Source organism: Glaciibacter superstes DSM 21135, from assembly GCF_000421145.1.
Taxonomy (GTDB): domain Bacteria; phylum Actinomycetota; class Actinomycetes; order Actinomycetales; family Microbacteriaceae; genus Cryobacterium; species Cryobacterium superstes.
Genome location: NZ_ATWH01000015.1, coordinates 16,901 through 37,707, shown reverse-complemented (window position 1 = coordinate 37,707; position 20,807 = coordinate 16,901). Strand labels below are relative to the sequence as shown.

Here is a 20,807-nt window from a genome sequence, read left to right as displayed (position 1 = left end):
TCATCGTCCCATCACCCGGTCGACACCGTCGAGAATCCGGTCGAGGTCTGGCAGAAAGTGTGTCTCGAGCTTTGCCGGCGGGTACGGAATATCCCAGCCGGTCACGCGCACGGGCGCGGCTTCGAGGAACGGGAAGCAACGTTCGGTGATGGCGGCGATGATTTCGCCGCCGATGCCGCCGGACTGCGCGGCCTCGTGCGTCACCACAAGACGGCCGGTCTTCCGAACGGATGCCTCGATGGTCGGGTAGTCGATCGGTGCCAGCGAGCGCAGGTCGATGACCTCGATCGACACACCCTCATCTGAGGCGGCCACCGCGGCATCCGCTGCCGTCGTCACCAGCGGGCCGTAGGCCAGGAGCGTCACGTCTGTGCCGGCCGTGACGACGGTCGCGCTCTCCATGGATGTGCCGAGTTCCTCTGCGACCTCCCCTTTCACGTGGTAGCGGCGCTTGGGCTCGAAGTAGAGCACGGGGTCGTCGTTGGCAATGGCCTGGCGCAGCAGACTGTAAGCGTCTTGCGGGTTCGACACGGCGATCACACGGAGGCCGGAGGTGTGCGCGAAATACGCCTCCGGCGACTCAGAGTGGTGTTCGGCAGCGCCGATGCCTCCCCCGAACGGCACCCGGATGGTGATCGGCATCTTCACGGCGCCGCGGCTTCTGTAGTGCAACTTGGCGACCTGGCTGACGATCTGGTCGAATCCGGGATAGATGAAGCCGTCGAACTGGATTTCGCAGACCGGCCGGTAGCCGCGGTAGGCGAGGCCGACGGCGGTACCGATGATGGCTGACTCTGCCAGAGGGGTATCGATGACCCGGCGCGCACCGAACTCGGCCTGCAGGCCGTCGCTCACGCGAAAGACGCCGCCGAGCGCACCGATGTCTTCGCCGAGCAGCACAACCTTCTCGTCGTCCTGCATGGCCCGGCGGAGCCCGGCGTTGATCGCCTTGGCGAGGGTGAGGGTGCTCACAGTCGTCCCCCTCCGGCAGTGACGGATACAGCATTGACGGATGCAGCTGTGACGGATGCGGCATCCGTCACATCGTCTGAGTTCTGCCCATCGCGCGCCTCAAAGCTGGCGAGATAAGCGGTGTATTCGGCCTTCTGACGGTCGAGGGTGGCGTTCGGTGTGGTGTAAACGCTGTCGAACACGCTGAGTGGTTCCGGGTCTGGCAGGGTGATGCACCCGTGGCGAAGTTCAGCTGCAACGGCGTCGGCCTTCGCCTTCACCCCGGCCTGGAATTCAGCAGTGAACAGCCCCAGGGAATCGAGCAGGCGTTCTACCCGGAGGATCGGATCTTTTGCCTTCCACTCCTCGAGCTCTGCGGCGTCGCGGTAGCGGGTCGGATCGTCCGCCGTGGTGTGCGGACCCATGCGATAGGTGACCGCTTCGATGAAAGTCGGCCCATTGCCGGAGCGCGCCCGCTCAAGCGCGATGCGGGTGGCGGCCATGACGGCGAGGATGTCGTTGCCGTCGATTCTCATGCTGGGCACGCCGAAGCCAGGGGCACGGTCGGCGAGGGGCCGAATCGCCTGGAGCCCGACGGGCTCGGAGATGGCCCAGTGGTTGTTCTGGCAAAAGAAGACAACCGGTGCCTTGAAGGCGGCGGCGAACACCAGTGCCTCATTCACGTCACCTTCGCTGGTAGCGCCGTCACCGAAGTAGGCGACGGAGACAGAGTCCACGCCGTCTTGCTGACATCCCATGGCGTAACCGGTGGCGTGCAGTGTCTGGGCTCCGATGATGATGGCGGGTACTGCCATGCCGATGTCATACGGATTCCAGCCGGACTGCGCGTTGCCACGCCAGACCCGGATGATGTCTGTGAGGTCGACTCCGCGACAGTAGGCGACGGCATTCTCGCGATAGCTGGTGAACACGAAGTCGTCACCTCGCAGGGTGCGTGCTGAACCGATCTGCGCTGCCTCCTGGCCGAGAAGAGGTGGCCAGAGGCCGAGCTCCCCCTGTCGCTGGAGGGCTGTGGCTTCGGTGTCGATGCGCCGCACCACCACCATGTCTTCGTACAGTGAGGCCAGTTGCGGGGCGTCGACATCGCTCACCCACTGATCAAAATCAGGGGACGGCGTTCGCACTCCTTCTGGTGTGAGGAGTTGCACGAAGTCCGAAACGGTTTCCACCACTGAAGCTCCCAGCGTCATTGCCTAAGTAATCTGTGCCCAAGTTGTGTGTGAGCGTACGTCGATACGACAGTGAGCACAACTGGCGCGCACAATACTGAGCATTATGCCTTCTCAATGCCCGTCACGTGCTGCTAGTCTCTTGCAGTATGCACAGCGTCGACAAAACGGATACCCAGCTTCTCCTCGCACTCTCTGAAGACCCGCGCAGCACGTTTGTCGCCCTCGCCCAGCGCCTGCAGCTGTCGCGCAATACGGTGCAGGCTCGCATGGCCAGACTCGAAGAGTCGAACACGTTCCTGTCGTTCGACCGCCGCATCAACACGCACACCCTCGGATACCCGCTGACGGCTTTCATCGAGGTGCACGTGCAGCAGAAACGGCTTGCTGAGATCGTCACCGAACTCGCCCGCATTCCCGAGATCGTACAAGCGCACGGCATGAGCGGCGAGGCAGACCTGCTGGTGCGGGTCGTCTGCACGGATGCCGATGACCTGTTCCGCATCGATGCCACGATCCTGGCCTGTGACGGTGTAGAGCGCACCGAGACGTCGCTCGCGATGGGTGAGCTCATCCCCTACCGCCTGCATCCCCTGCTTGAACGCGGTCTCGGCGCGGAATAGCCGGAGCTGACAGACCGCTACGACGGCATCGCAATCAGGGTGCGGGCATAGACGATCGCTTCCGGGGTGTCGACGAAGACGCGACCCTGTTCGCGCAGGTGCGGTGCAACGCCGAGCCGGCGGAGCATGTCCCGGTGCCTGTCGGTGATTCCGGAGACGAGCACAATGATGCCTTTCGCCTCGAGTCGATTGACAACGTCATCGATCATCAGTCCGCCGGTGACATCGAGCGTCGTGATCCTGCTCATGCGCAGAATCACGACAGACACTTCGCTCACCTCGGTCAGCTCAAGCAGAAAACGGTGGGCCGCCCCGAAGAACACCGGGCCGTCGAAACGATAGGCAACGATGTGTTCGGAGAGGAGCTTCTGCTCCTGTTCCCCGTGGTCTGCATCATCGAGTGGCACCTGTTCCACGCGAGCGCTTCGCGATACCGCACGCAGGGCCAGCAGGGCGGCGACCGCAAGGCCGACGACGACGGCGGTGACCAGGTCGACGGCGACAGTGACGACGAACGTCAGGATCAGGACGACGGCGTCGGCGCGAGTGGCCCTGACCATCGCCTTGATCGCGCCGATCTGCACCATTTGGATCGTCGTCGCGAGAAGCACTCCGCCGAGGGCCGCGAGCGGGATGAAGCCGACAACGGGTGCCAGGGCGAGCACCACGGCCAGAAGCACCAGCGAGTGCGAAATGGAGGCCATTCGCGACCGCGCGCCGCTGCGCACGTTGACCGCTGTGCGAGCGATCGCCGCCGTGGCGGGCACGCCACCGAAGAAGGGGACGACCAGGTTCGCGATGCCTTGGCCGAAGAGCTCGCGGTCTGGGTTATGACGCTCGCCCACGCTCATTCCGTCTGCGACCGTTGCACAGAGCAGGCTCTCGAGGGCCGCAAGTGCGGCAACGGCAAGCGCAGAAGGAAGCAGCGCCGCCAACAGCGAAGGGTCGAGGAATCCCGCGGACGGTGCTGCCAGCCCACTCGGCAATTCACCGATGACGGGGAGCCTGCTTCCCGTCAACGCCGTGAACGCCGTCACCAGCACGATCGCGGCGAGCGACAGCGGCAGTGACGGCCGCCAGCGTGCACCGAGCAGGATCACCGCTGCCACACCGAGTGCGATGGCGGGGGCAATCGGGTCAGGCGCCTGAATGAAGCCAAGGATGGCATCCCACGCCAGTGCCCAGACCTGTTCCTGGTCGCCCGGCGCAACACCGAGCATGTTCGGCACCTGCTGCAGCGCGATGACAACGGCGATCCCAGCGGTGAACCCCTCAACGAGTGAGGCAGGGAGGTAGCGTACGTAGCGGCCCATCCCGGAGAACGCCAGAACCAGCAGGATCACGCCGGCCATCACACCAACCTGAAGAACCCCCGCCCCTCCGAACTGATGCACGACCGGAACCAGCACCACGGTCATGGCGCCGGTGGGGCCGGAGATCTGCAGGTTGCTTCCGCCGAATACGGCCGCGAGGATGCCGGCGATGATGGCCGTGACGAGTCCGGCCTCAGCCCCCATGCCGGAGGCAACGCCGAATGCCAGGGCAAGCGGAAGTGCGACGACGGCAACGGTCAGGCCTGCTAACAGGTCCCGGCCAGGGGACCTGCGCATGGCGGTGACGTCCGACGCCTGCGGGAGGAGGGTTCGGACGAAGCGGAGGGCGGCACGTGTGCGGGTCTTCACCGCGAGCGCATTCCGGCATCGTTTTCCATGGTGTGCAGCAGCGCACGCGAATCCTGGAGATTGGCCACCAGCATCCGTTTGGCCACCGCGAGCAGCTCGACCATGCCTGGGTCACGGAGGGAGTAGTGGATGGTGTTTCCAGCGCGTCTGGTCACCACGACCCCGGCCCGGCGAAGCACACCGAGTTGCTGCGACAGGGCGGAGAGTTCGATGCCGAGGGCATCAGCCAGACCGCCGACCGACCGCTCCCCTTCGACAAGTTGCTCGAGTACCTGAACCCGCACGGGATGCCCGAGTGACTTGAACAGCTCCGCCTTCAACTGGGCAACGGGCAGTTCGTCGGCTAACTTCATTACTTCACTATATAGCTATTCTGCAAGCTACTCAACTAGTTGACAGTGTTGGGGAACGGATGACGCGGCGAGGCCGCGCGCAAGCGAAAGGGCCCGCCCTGCCGAAGCAGGACGAGCCCTCCGTCTCACCGGCGGCCTGGCGAGAGGCGCACCGGGAGATCTTTCTGACTAGCCTTCGGCAGGAACGTCAGCACCGACGGGTGCGTCCACACTGCTGTCGGCGGTAGCGGAATCTTCCTCTACCACCGGGGCGAGCGAGAGCTTGCCGCGGTCGTCAATCTTGGTGATCTCGACGAGGATCTTCTGGCCGACGCCGAGCACGTCTTCGACGTTCTCGACACGCTTGCCACCGGCGAGCTTGCGCACCTCAGAGATGTGCAGCAGGCCGTCCTTGCCGGGGAGCAGCGAGACGAAGGCGCCGAATGCGGCGATCTTCACGACGGTTCCGAGGAACTGCTCGCCGACCTCGGGGTTGGTCGGGTTCGCGATGGCGTTAACCTGCGCACGCGCAGCCTCTGCCGACGGACCGTCGACGGCGCCGATGTACACGGTGCCGTCTTCCTCGATCGAGATGTCTGCGCCGGTCTCGTCCTGGATGGAGTTGATCGTCTTGCCCTTCGGGCCGATCAGCTCGCCGATCTTGTCGACCGGGATCTGCACGCTGATGACGCGCGGCGCGGTCGGCGCCATCTCGTCAGGAGCGTCGATCGCGGCGTTCAGCACAGCGAGGATGGTCGTACGAGCATCCTTCGCCTGGCTGAGCGCGCCGGCCAGCACGGATGCCGGGATGCCGTCGAGCTTGGTGTCCAGCTGGATCGCCGTGACGAACTCGCTGGTTCCGGCAACCTTGAAGTCCATGTCGCCGAGGGCGTCTTCCGCACCGAGGATGTCAGTGAGCGCTGCATATCGGGTCTCACCGTCAACGGTGTCGGAGATGAGGCCCATGGCGATGCCGGCAACCGGTGCACGCAGCGGTACGCCGGCGTTCAGCAGCGACAGGGTGGATGCACAGACGGAACCCATCGAGGTGGAGCCGTTGGACCCGAGGGCCTCAGACACCTGACGGATTGCGTACGGGAACTCCTCGCGCGTCGGCAGCACGGGAACCAGGGCGCGCTCTGCGAGCGCTCCGTGGCCGATCTCGCGGCGCTTCGGCGTGCCAACCCGACCGGTTTCACCGGTCGAGTACGGCGGGAAGTTGTAGTTGTGCATGTAACGCTTCTTGGTGACCGGGCTCAGGCTGTCGATCGACTGCTCGAGCTTCAGCATATTCAGCGTTGTGACACCCAGGATCTGGGTCTCACCGCGCTGGAAGATGGCCGATCCGTGAACGCGCGGGATGACCTGCACTTCGGCGTCGAGCGGGCGGATGTCGGCCAGGCCGCGTCCGTCCATGCGAATACCCTCATTGAGCACGCGCGAGCGCACGACCAGCTTGGTCACCGACTTGTATGCGGCTGACACCTGGTTGTTGGCGCCGACCGGCAGGGTGCCGGCTTCGACCTTGGCCGCGATGGCTTCCTTGACGCGGGACTTCAGTGCGTCATCGGCGTTCTGGCGCTCGATCTTGGCTGCGATCTGGTAAACGCCCTTAAGCTCGTCGTAGGCGAGTTCTGCGACGGCGTCGTATGTGGCCTGCTCGTACGGCGGGAACAGCGGGAACTGGGCAGTTTCCTTCGCCGCAGATGAGGCAACCTTCTGCTGGGCCTCGACGAGCTGCTTGATGAACGGCTTCGATGCGTCGATGCCGCCCGCGATGGCCTCTTCGTTCGGCTTGATGGCGCCGCCCTTGATGAGGTTCCAGGCGTTGTCGGTGGCCTCAGCCTCGATCATCATGATCGCGACGTCCTGGCTGCCATCGGCATCCGTCACAACGCGGCCCGCGACGACCATGCTGAACACGGCGTCTTCCAGCTGCGAGTGCTTCGGGAAGGCGACCCACTGGCCGCCACCGTTCTTTTCCGGAACGAGCGCGACGCGCACGGCGCCGATCGGACCGGAGAACGGCAGGCCGGCGAGCTGCGTCGACATGGATGCCGCGTTGATCGCGAGCACGTCGTACAGTTCGTCTGGCTCGATGGCCAGCACGGTCACGACGACCTGGATCTCGTTGCGGAGACCGTCGACGAACGACGGGCGCAGCGGCCGGTCGATCAGGCGGCAGGTCAGGATGGCGTCGGTCGACGGGCGACCTTCGCGACGGAAGAAGCTGCCGGGGATGCGGCCTGCTGCGTACATGCGCTCTTCGACGTCAATGGTCAGTGGGAAGAAGTCGAAGTTGTCCTTCGCGTTCTTGCTGACGGATGTCGCCGAGAGAAGCATGGTCTCTTCGTCGATGTATGCGGCGGCAGAACCCTGCGCCTGCTGGGCGAGACGCCCGGTTTCAAAACGGATGGTGCGCTTGCCGTACTTTCCGTTGTCAATAACGGTTTCGGCGAACGTGATTTCTGGACCTTCCAAGAGGTCTGTCTCCTTTGTTTAGACTCGTTTGCCCGTGTGGCGCGCGAGTGGATACAACGGAGCAGGGGAACAGGCAGAATGTGGGCGTCGTGAACGGTGCTTGTGCACTACTCACCGGCTTGTGCTGGCCACCAGTAGAAATTCACCAACCCGATCATGCTCCGGTTGGGAAACCACCACCGAGGACCAGCTTCCTGCCAGCCTGCTCCGTGCGGCGTCAAAGCTGACGCCGTGCAGGGCCGGTCGTGAAACCAGCCTCGGCGATTCTAGCAGAGGGCTCCCAGAAATGGCTGGCCGTGCACCCCGTCCTGCGCGCCGAGCCGTGAGAAAAGCACCTTCCCTGGCAGGCGAAGGTGCTCAAATCACGGCTCGGCGCCGAAGTCGATGGCCTAGCGGGCCGGGAAGTCACGGGCAGGCGAACCGATGTAGAGCTGCTGCGGGCGACCGATCTTGGTGGCCGGGTCTGAGTTCATCTCGCGCCAGTGCGCGACCCAGCCGGGCAGCCGGCCGATGGCGAACAACACGGTGAACATTCGAGTCGGGAACCCCATCGCCTTGTAGATGACGCCGGTGTAAAAGTCGACGTTCGGGTAGAGCTTGCGCTCCTGGAAGTAGTCGTCGTTCAGCGCGAAGTGCTCAAGTTCCATGGCGATGTCGAGGAGGTCGTCCTGTACGCCGAGGGCGGCGAGCAGCTCGTGGGCGCTCTCCTTGACCAGCCGGGCGCGCGGGTCGTAGTTCTTGTACACCCGGTGGCCGAAGCCCATCAGGCGCACGCCGTGCTCCTTGTTCTTGACCCGTTCGACGAACTTCTCCACGCCCTCACCAGACGCCTTGATGTCGCCGAGCATGGAGAGCACAGCCTCGTTCGCGCCCCCATGGAGCGGCCCGAAAAGGGCGTTGATGCCAGCAGAGACGGATGCGAACAGGTTCGCCTCCGTCGAGCCGACGAGGCGCACAGTCGAGGTGGAGGCGTTCTGCTCGTGGTCTTCGTGCAGCATGAGCAACCGCTCGAGCGCCTTGCTCACGACCGGGTTGACCTCATACGGCTCCGCCAGCGTGCCGAAGTTGAGCTTCAGGAAGTTGTCGACGAAGCTCAGCGAATTGTCTGGGTAGAGGAATGCCTGCCCAACGCTCTTCTTGTGCGCGTACGCGGCCATCACCGGCAGCTTCGCGAGCAGGCGAATGGTCGAGATCTCGACCTGGGCCGGGTCTTTCGGACTCAGCGAGTCCTGGTAGTAGGTTGACAGCGCCGAAACACCGCTCGACAGCACAGACATTGGGTGCGCGTTTGTCGGGAGCGCGTCGAAGAAACGACGCAGGTCTTCGTGCAGCAGCGTGTGACGACGGATGCGCGTGTCGAAGTCCGCGAGTTCGCTTGCGCTCGGGAGTTCGCCGTAGATGAGCAGCCAGGCGGTTTCGAGGAAGCTCGAGTTCTCGGCAATCTGCTCGATCGGATACCCGCGGTAGCGGAGGATACCCTCTTCGCCGTCGATGAAGGTGATCGCGGAGCTCGTTGCCGCGGTGTTCACAAAGCCCGAGTCGAAGGTCGTCAGGCCCGTCTGGCGGGTCAGGGTGCCGATATCGATGCTGTCGGCACCGTCGACGCTTTTCAGGATCGGGAACTCTGCGGTTCCACCCGGGTAGCTGAGGGTGGCCTTCTGCGGTTCGCTGGATGGTGTTTGCCGCGCGACGTCGCCCACGGAGCCTCCTGAAGTAGTTGTGCCGACTGCTGGCTGCTTGCTGGTTTGTGGCGGTACGCCACGGCACTGATGGTGCGAAACGGCGTCAACCCGAATACAGCCTAATCGGCCCAGCCGCCTACTGTGGCATCCACCAAGGGTCCCGCCGGTTCGTTAGGCCTTGTCCACAGTTGGCTAGGATCGCCCTGATGGTGACGGATGCGACGGGCGCTCCGTTCCCGCCCGTTGCGGCTATGCGTGCAGGAAGGCTCGGCGTCTGGACCGACGAGAGGCAGTTCGTCGTGATCATCCCTGGCAGTGGTGACGAGTCGGCCCTTGCGCACTTCACGCTACCGCCGGCCGACGACTGAACCGCCGGTCGGGAAGGCCCGCGTCACCAACCCGGGGACGGCTGGGCGGTGCTGATCATCCGTTCTTCGAGCTGGTCGAGAACGAGAGGCCAGGCCAGTCCATGCTGGTCGGCAAGCGCGGCATCCGTGAACCCGGAGTGTGTCAGCCGGAGCAGCGTGCGGTCCTCGAGCAGCTCGAACTCGACCAGAACCCGCGTCTCGGCGCCGGCCGTGCCGGCGGTGACCCAGGTCAACTCGACGAGACGGTCGGCCTCCAACCGGAGAAACCGCCCATAGTGCGGGTGCCGTGTGCCATCGAACTCGGTCTCGAAGAAGAACGGCTCGTGCACCTGGGCGCGCATCACCACTGACCCGGCCGCAGCAAACCACAGGTCGAATCGATGTGTCCACGCGGTGTACAACTCGGCAGGCGACGACGACATCACGCGCTCGGCGGCACAGGAGAACATCTCTGCTGAATCGGTCATGCGCCCCTCCTTCGATTCACCCTACGCCGACCCCAGGCGCCTCGGGTCGGCAAGCGTTTCAGAGCCGCAGTCGCTCGGCAGCGGCCGCGATGCGTTCGTCGGTCGCGGTCAGCGAGAAACGTACGTGCTCAGGATAGAAATCCCCGTAGAAGTGCCCCGGTCCGGCCAAGATGCCGAGAGCGGCCAGTCGATCGATCGACTCCCACGCGTCGACGCCCTCCGTTGCCCAGAGATACAGCCCGGCCACGCTGTGATCCACGCGGAAGCCGGCATCGGCGAGCGCCGGAAGCAGCACATCACGCCTGGCTCGATAGCGTTCCTTCTGCACGGCGACGTGTTCGTCGTCGCCGAGGGCTACCACCATCGCCGCTTGGAGAGGCGCAGGAACAATCAGGCCGGCGTGCTTGCGCATCGTCAGCAATGGTCCGATGACTCCCCCGCAGCCGGCCGCAAAGGCGGCCCGGTAGCCGGCCAGGTTCGATTGTTTGCTCAGCGAGTAGATCGCGACGACGTTGTGCCGGCTGTCGCCGATGACGCGCGAGTCCAGGATGCTGGGAATCGCCTCGTCTGCCCAGGGCCCGTCCCAGCCGAGCTCGGCATAGCACTCGTCATTGACGATGACCGCACCGAGTTCCCTCGCCCGTTCGACAGCTGCCCTCAGCTCGGTGACGCCGAGCACTCGTCCGTCAGGGTTTCCCGGGCTGTTCAGCCACACAAGCCTGGTGCCCTCAGGCCACTCGGCCGGGTCGTCGGACGGAAACGGCGTCGCCCCGGCCAGGGCGGCGCCGATCGCATAGGTGGGGTAGGCGGCACGCGGGTGCACGACGATGTCTCCCGGCCCGACACCGATCATCATCGGCAGCAGGGCCACCAGTTCTTTCGAGCCGATTGTCGGCAGCACGTTCCGGTCAGTGAGTCCGAACACCCCACGGCGTCTCTCGTACCACGCGATGATCGCGGCCCGCAGTTCCGGCGAGCCGGCAGTCTGCGGGTAGGCGTGCGCATCCGTCGCCTCAGTCAGTGCGCGCCGGATGATCTCTGGGGTCGCATCGACCGGGGAACCGATCGACAGGTCAACGACCCCGTTCGGGTGAGCGCGAGCGCGCTCCGTGAACGGCGCCATCTGGTCCCACGGGTAGTCAGGAAGCTGCGCCACCATGGGCTAGTGCTGCACCTGGGGCGGCAACGCAGCGATGATCGGGTGATCCTTGGGGATTACCCCGGTCTTGGCAGCGCCGCCCGGAGAACCGACGTCGTCGAAGAACTCGACATTCGCTTTGTAATAGTCGGCCCACTGCTCTGGAAGGTCGTCTTCGTAGTAGATCGCCTCGACCGGGCAGACCGGTTCGCAGGCACCACAGTCTACGCATTCGTCTGGGTGGATATAGAGCGAACGCTCACCCTCGTAGATGCAATCGACCGGGCATTCATCGATGCAGGCGCGGTCTTTCACGTCGACACAGGGAAGTGCGATGACGTACGTCACAGTGTAGGAATTCCCTTCACGAGCGGAGTATTCAGTCTATGCCTTCGCCACCGGAGGCACCTCCGCGCGGCGATTGCTCTCACTGCAGTTGCCCTCCGTGCGCCTGCAGCCGGTGCGCGTGCAGTCGAGGCCAGGCGACGGCGACCGCCGCGACGAGTGCCGGAACAATCGTCCAGACCGTGCCTGGGACTCCCTGCGGTATGAGCACGGAACCGCCGGAACTCTGCAGCGACAGCAGAAAGATCGTTCCGAGCAGACCGACCGCCGCGGCCAGTACGACCAGGCGATCGGCCAGGAGCATCCGCAGGGCGATGAGAAGTGCACTCGCGCCCGTCACCGCGAGGATGAGGCCAACGGGTATCGTGACGGCACCGACGGCAATCGTCGACTGGTGCGCGATAGTGCCGAGAAGTCCGAAAGCGATGCCGGCGAGCATGCCGGCCACCGCGGCCGTCACCCTGCCGGTGACGGTCGGCGCGACGTCGATGGTCGATGATGCCGGAGGATCGACCCGCAGATACGACTCCGTGCCGGTGACCGCGAGAAGGGATCCGTCGTCTCGAACGAGAGCCGTGCCCTTCACCGTCCACCTCGATCGGTATGCGGCCAGAGCCAGCAGCTTCTGTTCGACCTGCGCGCTCACGTCGATCGCACTCACGCGCGCTCCAGCTGCACCGGTGACCCGAGTACTGACATAGGCCGGAATTCCGTGATCGGCTGCGGCGTCGATGGCTGCGCCCTGAAGCACTTCATCGCCGGTACCGATGACAACCGCGCTCGCGCGATGCTCGGAGAGTACCGAACTCAGGTCGGCGACCGGGTCTGCGGATGCCGCGGGCAGGCTCCGCCAATCGATGCCATGCCACTCTCGGCCGTTCCCATCACCGCCGCCGAGCGCAGCGAATGCTGCGTCGATCTCGCCGGGGACAGCCGTGCCGACAGACCGATACAACACCCTCACATCGGCACCAGCAGAGCGCAGTCTCGCGATTGAACCGCCGGTGACCAGGGATTCGTCACCCGGCTCAGCGAGCACAAAAACGACGCGCTCATCACCACCGGACATCACCATCCCAGATAGCTTAGCCGCGCTGGACGCCCCGGCCAGCGTCAGCCGGCGTGCGCGGTCAGCCAGGCGTACGGGTCGAACCGAACCCCGTCTGCACCGAACAATTCGAGGTGCAGGTGCGGCCCAGTGGCCTGGCCCGTGCTGCCGACCAACCCCACCAGGGTTCCGGCGGCGACCTGGTCACCGACCGAGACGCCGATCGAGCCGTTCTGCATATGCGCATACAGGCTCGTGATCTTCTCTCCACCGATCTGGTGCTCGATCTCCACATATGAGCCGTATCCGCCGCCATCGTCGGTTGCCGTCACCACGACGCCGTCGGCCATCGCCTGGATGGTTGCCCCGTCACCGGCGTTCAGGTCGAGGCCGTCGTGGTCGGTCGAACACCCGTCGCACGGCGACGACCTGGGGCCGAATCCGCTGCTGATGCGAGTGTCGCTGGGAACCGGCCACATCACCAGACCGGTGGCCGATAGCGCGGCAACGGATGTCTCGGTGGGCGGCGGCGGCGCGGCGGCCGCGGAGCTGTAACCATCGCGCACAACGCTCAGTCCGCCGTGGTCGACGCTCTCCAGCGTCTGGGGGCGGTCAGCTGCAGCAGTCCCGGTTTCGGGGAGCACACTCTGGGTGTCGGCTGCGCCGAGAGTTGTTGCTCCGGAATCGGCACTGGTCGCTGCGATTGCCGCTGGGAGCATCGGTGTGGCAGCAAGTGCACCGACGAAGAGGATGGAAGCAATCGAGGTGGACAGGGAAGCAAGGGGGCGACCCGGCGAACGGGTCTGCCGCACGGCATGACGGCCGTGACGTGAAGATGAGGGCATAGGCAATTCGGGTTATGCGGGGGTTGACCGGGCAAGCCGGTGAAAGGACAGATGACGAGCAACAGCAGATCGCAAAAGGCGAAAAACTCTCAAGAACCTAGCCCGCGCTCCTTGGAGAAGCCCGCATATCGCCCGGGTAACCCCTGAACCTGTTCCAGCGGAGCCGAGGCTGTCTAGGCTGGACCACAGTGATCCCTACACGAAGCGATCCGCTACAGCGATGAAGGTGAGGCGCAAGGCCATGGAGACTCCGGATACCGGAAAGCTCGTGAAGCTCAGCTCGACAGACGAGACGGTCAGCATGTCTGACGAAGACGTCAGGGGCCGTACTGTCAAGGACAAGGACGGCGAAAAGATCGGTTCTGTGCATGATCTTCTCATCGACCCAGACCTGAACAAGGTGCGTTTCCTGCTGGTTGAGTCAGGAGGATTCCTCGGGATCGGCGAGACCAAGTCGTTCATCCCCGTCGACGCTGTGACCCGGGTCACCGAAGATGAGGTGACCATCGACCAGACCCGCGACGCCGTAGCCGCTGCACCGGGCTACGACCCCGCGCTCGTTACGGATCCGACGTTCCACGAGAGCGTGTACAACCATTACGGGTACACGCCGTTCTGGGCACCGGGATATTCCTATCCCGCCTATCCGACCTACGGGGACTACCCGGCGGCCCGCTGAGACAGACAGCGACCCGCCGTTCCCTCCATTCAGGAACAGACGAGGCGGGCGATGGCGTCTGAGGCTTCCTTGATCTTCGCGTCGCCCGCTTCCCCTCCCAGCTGAACGGCGTCTGCGACGCAGTGCGACAGGTGATCGTCGAGCAGGCCGAGCGCGACATTCTGAAGCGCGGAGGTGATGGCGGAGATCTGCGTCAGGATGTCGATGCAGTACTGCTCCTCATCGACCATCCGGTGGATGCCCCGCGCCTGGCCTTCGATGCGCTTCAATCGCGCCAGGTACTTGTCTTTGTCGCTGATGTAGCCGTGGTGCGCGTGTGTTGCCGAGACGTCCATGGTTCTTCCCTCCTGTTGGTTCGGACTGCGTGTGGATAGATTCTGACGTGGATTCACGAGTACGCGCGCGCCCCGGAACGGAACCGGCGCAGGCGCAGACTGTTGCCGACGACGAAGACGCTGGAGACGGCCATCGCCGCCCCGGCCAGCATCGGATTCAGCAGGCCGAATGCGGCCAGCGGGATGGCCGCCACGTTGTAGGCGAATGCCCAGAACAGGTTCGCCTTGATCGTGCGAAGCGTCTTCCGTGCCAGGCGGATGGCGTCGGCCGCTGCTCTGAGGTCGCCGCGCACCAGGGTGATGTCCGCCGCCTGCATTGCGGCATCCGTACCCGTGCCCATCGCCAGGCCGAGGTCCGCCTGGGCGAGGGCGGCAGCATCGTTCACGCCGTCGCCCACCATCGCAACAACGCGTCCTTCCGACTGGAGGCGGGTGATGACGTCAACCTTGTCGTGCGGGAGCACTTCGGCGATCACCCGTTCGATCCCGACCTGTGCCGCCACCTGCTCGGCGACAGCCCGGTTGTCACCGGTCAGGAGCACCGTCGCCAGGCCCAGGGCGGTGAACTGCCCAACCGCCTCTGCACTGGCGCCCTTGACGGCATCCGCCACAATCAGAACGCCCCGGGCGGTTCCCTCCCAGGCAACCATGACGGCGGTTCGTCCGGCCTTCTCTGCTTTTGCCTTCGCAACGGCCAGCATCGGGTCCACCGTGATCGACCACTCCGCGAGCAGCGCCTCACGCCCGGCCAGCACGAGGCGGCCAGCAACCACCCCGTGCACGCCCGTGCCACCGATGCTCGTGAACGCGTCAACGTCTGGGAGCGCTCCGAATCGTCCGGCGGCCGCCTGAGCAATTGCCACAGCGATCGGGTGCTCTGAAGCATCCTCGAGCGCACCGGCGAGACGAAGCACCTCGTCCTCGGTGGTGCCGTGGGCCGTCACGACCTCGACGAGCGTCATCCTGCCGGTTGTCACGGTTCCCGTCTTATCAAGGACGATGGTGTCGACCCTCCGCGTCGATTCCAGCACTTCAGGGCCACTGATCAGGACTCCCAGCTGTGCGCCGCGACCAGTGCCCACCAGGAGGGCAGTCGGCGTGGCCAGCCCGAGGGCACACGGGCACGCGATGATCAGCACGGCGACAGCGGCGGTGAAGGCGGCCGACGCCGGGAACCCGAGGCCGAGCCAGACCACCAGGGTGACAAGTGCGATGCCGATCACGATCGGTACGAACACGCCGGACACCGTGTCGGCCAGGCGCTGCACCTCTGCTTTGCCCGACTGGGCATCCTCGACGAGCCTGGCCATCTGCGACAACTGCGTGTCGGAGCCCACCTGTGTTGCGCGAACAACTAGTCGGCCCCCGGCGTTCACCGTCGCACCGACAACAGGGTCGCCGATCGTGACCTCGATCGGGACCGATTCGCCGGTGAGCAGCGACGTATCGACTGCTGATTCTCCTTCGACGACGACGCCGTCTGTAGCGATCTTCTCGCCCGGCCGGATCACGAACTCGTCGCCTACGACAAGTTCCGCGGCAGGGATGCGAATCTCGTTGCCACTTCGACGCACGGCGACATCCTTCGCTCCCAGTTCGAGAAGTGCTCTGAGTGCCGCACCGGCCTGGCGCTTGGACCGCTTTTCGAAGTAGCGCCCTGCGAGCACGAACATCGTCACTCCGGCGGCGACCTCCAGGTAGATGTTCGACGCGCCGTCGGACGGAGCGATCGTGAACTCGAAGGGATGCTTCATCCCCGGCATGCCCGCCGTGCCGAAGAACAGGGCGTAAACAGACCACAGCAGTGCGGCAGAGGTGCCGACAGAGATGAGCGTGTCCATGGTCGCCGCACCGTGCCGCAGATTGGTGAATGCGGCCCGGTGAAATGGCCAGGCCGCCCAGACCACCACCGGAGCGGCAAGTGTGAGCGACAGCCATTGCCAGTAGGTGAACTGCCATGCGGGCACCATGGCGAGGATGATGACCGGGACCGACAGCACGATGCTTCCGACGAGGCGACCTCGAAGAGTAGCCAACTCCGGATCCGCAGCCTCGGCGGCCGTCTCCGGCATCGATGCGGGAAGCATCGCGGTGTAGCCGGTCTTCTCGATCTCGAGAATCAATGCGTCGGGGCCAAGCCCGGACGGCGCCCTCACCCGCGCCTTCTCCGTTGCGTAGTTCACTGTCGCAGAAACGCCATCGAGCTTGTTGAGCTTCTTCTCGATGCGCATGGCGCAGGAGGCGCAGGTCATGCCGCCGATCTCGAGTTCGACATCAGCAGTGGTCCCTGTAACGAGGTTCATCTCAGGATCGTCGCCCGGTATCCGGCCTCTGTGACAGCGGCAAGCACCTGCGCTTCGTCGATCTCTGCCGAGCTGGCGACAATGAGGGTACCGGCCTCGGCGGAGACAGTGACGCCGGTGACGCCCTCGATCTGCGTCACTTCCTCGGCCACAGAGCGTTCGCAGTGGCCGCACGTCATGCCGGTTACGCGGTAGCTGGTCGATGTCATGAATTCTCCTCTGTGGGCAAATCTGTGGGCAAATCTGTGGGCAAATACCTACCCGGGGTATCAAGGCACTGCGATCACAATATACCCCATGGGCGTATGCGGACAAGTCCATGGGGGACGGATGTCTGGCCATACGGCCAGCCCGTCAACCGAGCAGTGGACAGCGTCGACCTGGGACGCTACAGTCGAAATGTAAGGTTAGCCTTACCAACCCCCCGCCGCCTCACCCAGGAAGACCCGTGCTCGCAAACTATCTGATCGGCCTGCGCGAAGGTCTCGAAGCCGCCCTGATCGTCACGATACTGATCGCGTACGTGGTCAAGTCCGGTCGACGCGACGTGTTGCCGCGCATCTGGAGCGGAGTCGGGCTCGCGGTGCTGCTGGCCCTGGGAATCGGTGCCCTGCTCACCTACGGAACACACGGTCTCTCGTTCGCCGCCCAGGAGACCATCGGCGGACTCCTCTCAATCATCGCCACCGGTCTCGTCACCTGGATGGTGTTCTGGATGGTGCGCACGGCCAGAGACCTGAAGGGTCACCTGCACGGACATATCGACCGTCATCTCGCGGGCGGCGCGCTCGGCCTGGTGCTGGTCGCATTCCTGGCGGTCGGTCGAGAGGGCATCGAAACAGCACTGTTCATGTGGGCTGCAGTACAGGTCACCGGAGAGACGACGCTTCCCCTGGTGGGCGCCAGCCTCGGCATCCTGACCGCCGTCGCCCTCGGCTGGCTGATCTACGCCGGAATGCTGCGCATCAATCTTGCGCGTTTCTTTACCTGGACGGGTGCGATTCTGATCGTTGTTGCTGCCGGCGTGCTGTCGTACGGAGTACATGACCTGCAGGAGGCCGGCGTGCTGCCTGGCCTGGGGGCACTGGCCTTCGACGTCAGCGCAGCGATACCTCCGGACAGCTGGTACGGCACGCTGCTCAAGGGAACTCTCAACTTCTCTCCGGCCACCACCTGGCTGGAACTCATCGCCTGGCTCGGGTACCTGGTGCCGACGATGACCCTCTTCATCGCGAAGAGCAGGAGCCGGCGCCAGCCGTTGCCGACGGCTCCGCAGCACTCCTCCGCCCCAGCATCCGTTACCGCCTGACCCTCGTTCGCCCTCTCCCGGAAAGACCGCTATGCTCACCCGCCTTCCCCTGATCCTGCTCGTCACCGCCATCGTTCCGCTCGGGCTGTCGGGGTGTGTGGCCAACACCAGCGCCGCCGACACCACGCACGAGGCCCTGACCGTCGACAGCAGTTCGGAAAGCTGCACCGTCTCCGCGTCAGATGCACCAGCAGGCAACGTCAGCTTTACCGTCACGAACTCGGGGAACCAGGTCACCGAGTTCTATCTCCTGGGCGACGACCAGTTGCGGATCGTCGGCGAGGTGGAGAACATCGGCCCCGGCCTCACTCGCGACCTCGTCGTTCAACTCGGCGCCGGTGATTACTTCACCTCGTGCAAGCCGGGTATGGTCGGCGCAGGAATCGGCACAGCACCGTTCACAGTGACGAAGTCCGAAGCGGCCAGGACAGTGGACACCGACCTCGCCGCCCAGGTGGAGAGCGCCAACGCGAACTACGCCTCCTATGTGAAGGATCAGGTCGCCCAACTCGTCACCGGCACGGATGCCTTCGCTTCCGCCTACCTCGCGGGCGACGACGATGCCGCACGCACGCTGTACGCGCCCACCCGCGCCCACTGGGAGAGGGTCGAGACCATCGCGGAGTCGTTCGGCGATCTCGACCCGAAACTCGACCTGCGCGAAGCAGACCTCGAGGAAGGCCAGGAATGGACCGGCTGGCACGCGATCGAGAAAGACCTGTGGCCCGCCGAGGCCGAGCCTGGTTTCGCGGCGTACACCCCACTGAAGCGCCAGCATCTGGCCGAGCTCCTGGTCGCAGACACGAAGACGCTGCACTCGAATGTGCAGGACCTGTCGTTCACCCTCTCCGAGCAGACCAACGGTGCCATCGGGCTGCTCGACGAGGTGGCGACAGGGAAGGTCACCGGCGAAGAAGAGTTCTGGTCGCACACCGACCTGTGGGACTTCCAGGCGAACGTCGACGGAGCAAAGGTGTTGTACGCCGGCGTTCGCGAGATCGTCATCGAGACGGATGCCGATCTGGCCGACACGCTCGACGCCGAGTTCGATGAACTCCAGGCGCTGCTCGACACACAGCGCGTCGATGACGGCTTCGCGTTGTACACCGAGCTGACCCCGGCAGAGATCAAGGCGTTCTCCGACCAGGTCAACGCGCTCGGGGAGCCGCTGAACAAGCTCACCGCAACGCTCGTCCTCTAATGGGCGAGGTTGTAATGGGCGTAGATGCGGGAGCGACGCCGTCGCGGGGCATGTCTCGGCGAGGTCTGCTCGGTTTGGCCGGTGCCACCGCCGCGGGCATCGGGCTCGGCGTCGCCGGCGATCGGGCCGCGATCGCGGCAACGGGTGGTACTGAGCCATCGGTCGCGGCGACTTATCCCTTCTATGGGGAGCACCAGGCCGGCATCGTCACACCGGCTCAGGATCGGCTGCATTTCGCAGCGTTCGACCTCGCTGCCGATGCCGACACGGCCGACCTCACCGCGCTGTTGAAGGACTGGACGGCCGCCGCCGCGGCAATGTCCGCCGGCAAGGACATCGGGGACTTCGGGGCCGTCAGCGGACCGTACGACGCGCCGCCGGAGGACACCGGCGAAGCCCTTGGCCTCGCGCCCGCTGGCCTGACCATCACCTTCGGGTTCGGCCCGACCCTCTTCGAGACGACGGATGGGGTCGATCGTTTTGGGATCGCCGACCGGCGCCCGGCCGAACTGGTCGATCTGCCGCACTTTCCCGGCGACCTGCTGGAAGACGGTCGCAGCGGAGGCGACCTGTGCATCCAGGCCTGCTCGAACGACCCGCAGGTCGCCGTGCACGCCATCCGCAACCTGTCTCGCATCGCTTTCGGGCGAGCGGTGCTCCGTTGGTCACAGCTCGGGTTCGGGCGAACGTCCTCGACCAGCACAAGTCAGGCCACGCCACGCAATCTCTTCGGCTTCAAGGACGGCACGGCCAATATCAAGGCAGAGCAGCCGAGCACCGTTGACGAACAGGTCTGGGTATCGAAGGAAGACGGAGCCGCCTGGCTGGCCGGTGGTTCCTACTTGGTGGCCCGTCGCATCCGGATGACCATCGAGACCTGGGACCGTACAATCCTCAGCGAACAGGAGAGCATCTTCGGTCGTAACAAGGGAGAAGGTGCTCCCCTCTCGGGCGGAACCGAATTCACCGAGCCGGATTTCCACCTGGCCGGGCGCGGAGATGCACCGCTCATCGCCGACACCGCACACATGCGCCTGGCACACCCGAGCCACAACGACGGGCGAATGCTCCTCCGCCGCGGCTACAACTTCGTCGACGGCAATGACGCGCTCGGCCGCCTCGACGCCGGCCTGTTTTTCATCAGCTTCCAGCGATCACCAGAGCAATTCACGCGGATACAACTGAATCTCGCCAGGCACGACGCGTTGAACGAATACATCCGTCACGTCGGTTCAGCGCTGTTCGCCGTTCCGCCCGGCGCCAGTGCCGGCGGCTTCGTGGGCGAGACTCTCCTCGATTAGCCGTGCAGCTACTTCGTGACACCCACGGTATAGAGCACGCCGTCCGCGTTTCCGGCAACCAGTACCGTGAAGTTCGCATTCTTCATGGCGACCGCTCCCGCGTCGCCTCCCGATGCCTTGGCCTCAGCGTCGCTGCTGAACCCGGCCTCTTCCAGCTGCTTCCTGGCATCGGCCAGAGGGTCGGCGGATGCCGACTTGATCGTGACGACCCACCCCTGCTCGCCCTCGGCAGATCCGCCACCACCGAAGAGGATTTCGCCATCAACGACAGGAACCTCCGCCGGCCAGCCTTCGGGCAGTTCGCCGCCCAGGCTGACGCTGCCACCTGTCGCTTCCTTGACGGCGCCGTTGACGAGGCCTTCAACGGGGTTGCCGACGCAGCCAGACAGCAGCGGAGCCGTCCCAAGGGCGATCAGAATCGCGATCGGAACACTGATCGCTCGAAAACGCCTGTTCATGTCAGAACCCTTCGTGCCACGTGCTGAGGAATTATCAGGATAGCCCAAACCGGACTAGCCGGGCGCGAT

The 20,807-nt window shown here is 64.7% G+C and carries 21 protein-coding genes; 6 read left to right on the top strand and 15 right to left on the bottom strand.

From position 1 onward, the window contains the following. Entirely contained in the window at positions 1-972 is a 972-nt protein-coding gene (locus K323_RS0119505; protein ID WP_022886946.1) for an alpha-ketoacid dehydrogenase subunit beta, read from the bottom strand. Next, positions 969-2,141 (bottom strand): pyruvate dehydrogenase (acetyl-transferring) E1 component subunit alpha, encoded by a 1,173-nt coding sequence (pdhA, locus tag K323_RS27425; RefSeq protein WP_245571031.1) that lies wholly within the window; start codon positions 2,139-2,141, stop codon positions 969-971. Before pdhA ends, K323_RS0119505 begins: the two co-directional genes overlap by 4 nt. A 149-nt stretch (positions 2,142-2,290) precedes the next feature. On the opposite strand from pdhA, the gene K323_RS0119495 reads away from it, so the two are divergent. Further along, on the top strand, positions 2,291-2,764 hold the full coding sequence (locus tag K323_RS0119495; RefSeq protein ID WP_022886944.1) for an Lrp/AsnC family transcriptional regulator: 474 nt from the start codon (positions 2,291-2,293) through the stop codon (positions 2,762-2,764). Between the two features lie 17 nt (positions 2,765-2,781). Here K323_RS0119495 and K323_RS0119490 read toward each other — a convergent pair whose 3' ends face one another. The 4 genes from K323_RS0119490 to K323_RS0119475 all read right to left on the bottom strand — a co-directional run bounded on the left by K323_RS0119490 (position 2,782) and on the right by K323_RS0119475 (position 8,959). After that, positions 2,782-4,446, bottom strand: a complete 1,665-nt coding sequence (locus tag K323_RS0119490; protein ID WP_026851875.1) for a SulP family inorganic anion transporter — start codon at positions 4,444-4,446, stop codon at positions 2,782-2,784. Continuing rightward, positions 4,443-4,799, bottom strand: a complete 357-nt coding sequence (locus K323_RS27420) for an ArsR/SmtB family transcription factor (protein WP_022886941.1) — start codon at positions 4,797-4,799, stop codon at positions 4,443-4,445. Before K323_RS27420 ends, K323_RS0119490 begins: the two co-directional genes overlap by 4 nt. Positions 4,800-4,967: 168 nt before the next feature. Continuing rightward, positions 4,968-7,259 carry a polyribonucleotide nucleotidyltransferase gene (locus tag K323_RS0119480; protein WP_022886940.1) on the bottom strand — a complete coding sequence of 764 codons (2,292 nt, stop codon included), beginning with the start codon at positions 7,257-7,259 and terminating at the stop codon, positions 4,968-4,970. 389 nt (positions 7,260-7,648) lie between these two features. Next, positions 7,649-8,959 (bottom strand): citrate synthase, encoded by a 1,311-nt coding sequence (locus K323_RS0119475; RefSeq protein WP_022886939.1) that lies wholly within the window; start codon positions 8,957-8,959, stop codon positions 7,649-7,651. Between the two features lie 170 nt (positions 8,960-9,129). Between K323_RS0119475 and K323_RS29925 the strand changes: the two genes are divergently transcribed. Further along, positions 9,130-9,309, top strand: coding sequence for a hypothetical protein (locus tag K323_RS29925; RefSeq protein ID WP_211219878.1), 180 nt, complete (start codon positions 9,130-9,132; stop codon positions 9,307-9,309). Positions 9,310-9,332: 23 nt separating this feature from the next. On the opposite strand, the gene K323_RS0119465 is transcribed toward K323_RS29925, so the two are convergent. The 5 genes from K323_RS0119465 to K323_RS29115 form a co-directional block, all read right to left on the bottom strand. After that, a complete protein-coding gene (locus tag K323_RS0119465) occupies positions 9,333-9,776 on the bottom strand; it encodes an SRPBCC family protein (RefSeq protein WP_022886937.1) in 444 nt (147 codons plus the stop codon). A 58-nt stretch (positions 9,777-9,834) separates the two neighbouring features. Further along, positions 9,835-10,935 carry a succinyldiaminopimelate transaminase gene (dapC, locus tag K323_RS0119460; RefSeq protein ID WP_022886936.1) on the bottom strand — a complete coding sequence of 367 codons (1,101 nt, stop codon included), beginning with the start codon at positions 10,933-10,935 and terminating at the stop codon, positions 9,835-9,837. Positions 10,936-10,938: 3 nt separating this feature from the next. After that, a complete protein-coding gene (gene fdxA / locus K323_RS0119455; protein WP_022886935.1) occupies positions 10,939-11,262 on the bottom strand; it encodes a ferredoxin in 324 nt (107 codons plus the stop codon). Positions 11,263-11,341: 79 nt separating this feature from the next. Further along, entirely contained in the window at positions 11,342-12,334 is a 993-nt protein-coding gene (locus K323_RS29120) for a hypothetical protein (RefSeq protein WP_022886934.1), read from the bottom strand. A 38-nt stretch (positions 12,335-12,372) separates the two neighbouring features. Further along, complete coding sequence (locus K323_RS29115) at positions 12,373-13,152, bottom strand: M23 family metallopeptidase (protein WP_022886933.1); 780 nt, start codon at positions 13,150-13,152, stop codon at positions 12,373-12,375. A 220-nt stretch (positions 13,153-13,372) separates the two neighbouring features. Here K323_RS29115 and K323_RS0119440 point away from each other — a divergent pair, with 220 nt between their 5' ends. Beyond that, on the top strand, positions 13,373-13,831 hold the full coding sequence (locus tag K323_RS0119440) for a PRC-barrel domain-containing protein (RefSeq protein WP_022886932.1): 459 nt from the start codon (positions 13,373-13,375) through the stop codon (positions 13,829-13,831). A 29-nt stretch (positions 13,832-13,860) separates the two neighbouring features. Here K323_RS0119440 and K323_RS0119435 read toward each other — a convergent pair whose 3' ends face one another. Genes K323_RS0119435 through K323_RS0119425 form a run of 3 tightly spaced genes read right to left on the bottom strand, consistent with a single transcriptional unit; the run spans position 13,861 to position 16,678 of the window. Then, complete coding sequence (locus K323_RS0119435) at positions 13,861-14,166, bottom strand: metal-sensitive transcriptional regulator (RefSeq protein WP_026851873.1); 306 nt, start codon at positions 14,164-14,166, stop codon at positions 13,861-13,863. A 53-nt stretch (positions 14,167-14,219) separates the two neighbouring features. Next, entirely contained in the window at positions 14,220-16,469 is a 2,250-nt protein-coding gene (locus K323_RS0119430) for a heavy metal translocating P-type ATPase (RefSeq protein ID WP_022886930.1), read from the bottom strand. Beyond that, the gene (locus K323_RS0119425) at positions 16,466-16,678 is read right to left on the bottom strand and encodes a heavy-metal-associated domain-containing protein (protein ID WP_022886929.1); all 213 of its coding nucleotides are present in this window, start codon (positions 16,676-16,678) and stop codon (positions 16,466-16,468) included. Before K323_RS0119425 ends, K323_RS0119430 begins: the two co-directional genes overlap by 4 nt. Before the next feature lie 239 nt (positions 16,679-16,917). On the opposite strand from K323_RS0119425, the gene efeU reads away from it, so the two are divergent. From efeU to efeB, 3 genes are read left to right on the top strand one after another with little or no spacing between them, the layout of a single operon-like run. Next, the gene (efeU, locus tag K323_RS0119420) at positions 16,918-17,778 is read left to right on the top strand and encodes an iron uptake transporter permease EfeU (RefSeq protein WP_022886928.1); all 861 of its coding nucleotides are present in this window, start codon (positions 16,918-16,920) and stop codon (positions 17,776-17,778) included. A 31-nt stretch (positions 17,779-17,809) separates the two neighbouring features. After that, the gene (efeO, locus tag K323_RS0119415) at positions 17,810-18,979 is read left to right on the top strand and encodes an iron uptake system protein EfeO (RefSeq protein ID WP_022886927.1); all 1,170 of its coding nucleotides are present in this window, start codon (positions 17,810-17,812) and stop codon (positions 18,977-18,979) included. 14 nt (positions 18,980-18,993) lie between these two features. Continuing rightward, entirely contained in the window at positions 18,994-20,280 is a 1,287-nt protein-coding gene (gene efeB, locus K323_RS0119410; RefSeq protein ID WP_026851872.1) for an iron uptake transporter deferrochelatase/peroxidase subunit, read from the top strand. An 8-nt stretch (positions 20,281-20,288) separates the two neighbouring features. On the opposite strand, the gene K323_RS27405 is transcribed toward efeB, so the two are convergent. Then, positions 20,289-20,738, bottom strand: coding sequence for a hypothetical protein (locus tag K323_RS27405; protein WP_022886925.1), 450 nt, complete (start codon positions 20,736-20,738; stop codon positions 20,289-20,291). Positions 20,739-20,807 lie beyond the last annotated feature (69 nt).

Excerpts from the sequence above, each read along its gene's own strand:
- efeO (WP_022886927.1), top strand. The coding sequence starts at position 17,810 with ATGCTCACCCGCCTTCCCCTGATCCTGCTCGTCACCGCCATCGTTCCG.
- K323_RS0119425 (WP_022886929.1), bottom strand. The coding sequence starts at position 16,678 with ATGACATCGACCAGCTACCGCGTAACCGGCATGACGTGCGGCCACTGC.
- K323_RS0119430 (WP_022886930.1), bottom strand. The coding sequence starts at position 16,469 with ATGAACCTCGTTACAGGGACCACTGCTGATGTCGAACTCGAGATCGGC.
- K323_RS29115 (WP_022886933.1), bottom strand. The coding sequence starts at position 13,152 with ATGCCCTCATCTTCACGTCACGGCCGTCATGCCGTGCGGCAGACCCGT.
- K323_RS0119435 (WP_026851873.1), bottom strand. The coding sequence starts at position 14,166 with ATGGACGTCTCGGCAACACACGCGCACCACGGCTACATCAGCGACAAA.
- K323_RS27405 (WP_022886925.1), bottom strand. The coding sequence starts at position 20,738 with ATGAACAGGCGTTTTCGAGCGATCAGTGTTCCGATCGCGATTCTGATC.
- efeB (WP_026851872.1), top strand. The coding sequence starts at position 18,994 with ATGGGCGTAGATGCGGGAGCGACGCCGTCGCGGGGCATGTCTCGGCGA.
- K323_RS0119465 (WP_022886937.1), bottom strand. The coding sequence starts at position 9,776 with ATGACCGATTCAGCAGAGATGTTCTCCTGTGCCGCCGAGCGCGTGATG.
- K323_RS0119440 (WP_022886932.1), top strand. The coding sequence starts at position 13,373 with ATGAAGGTGAGGCGCAAGGCCATGGAGACTCCGGATACCGGAAAGCTC.
- K323_RS29120 (WP_022886934.1), bottom strand. The coding sequence starts at position 12,334 with ATGGTGATGTCCGGTGGTGATGAGCGCGTCGTTTTTGTGCTCGCTGAG.
- K323_RS27420 (WP_022886941.1), bottom strand. The coding sequence starts at position 4,799 with ATGAAGTTAGCCGACGAACTGCCCGTTGCCCAGTTGAAGGCGGAGCTG.
- dapC (WP_022886936.1), bottom strand. The coding sequence starts at position 10,935 with ATGGTGGCGCAGCTTCCTGACTACCCGTGGGACCAGATGGCGCCGTTC.
- K323_RS0119495 (WP_022886944.1), top strand. The coding sequence starts at position 2,291 with ATGCACAGCGTCGACAAAACGGATACCCAGCTTCTCCTCGCACTCTCT.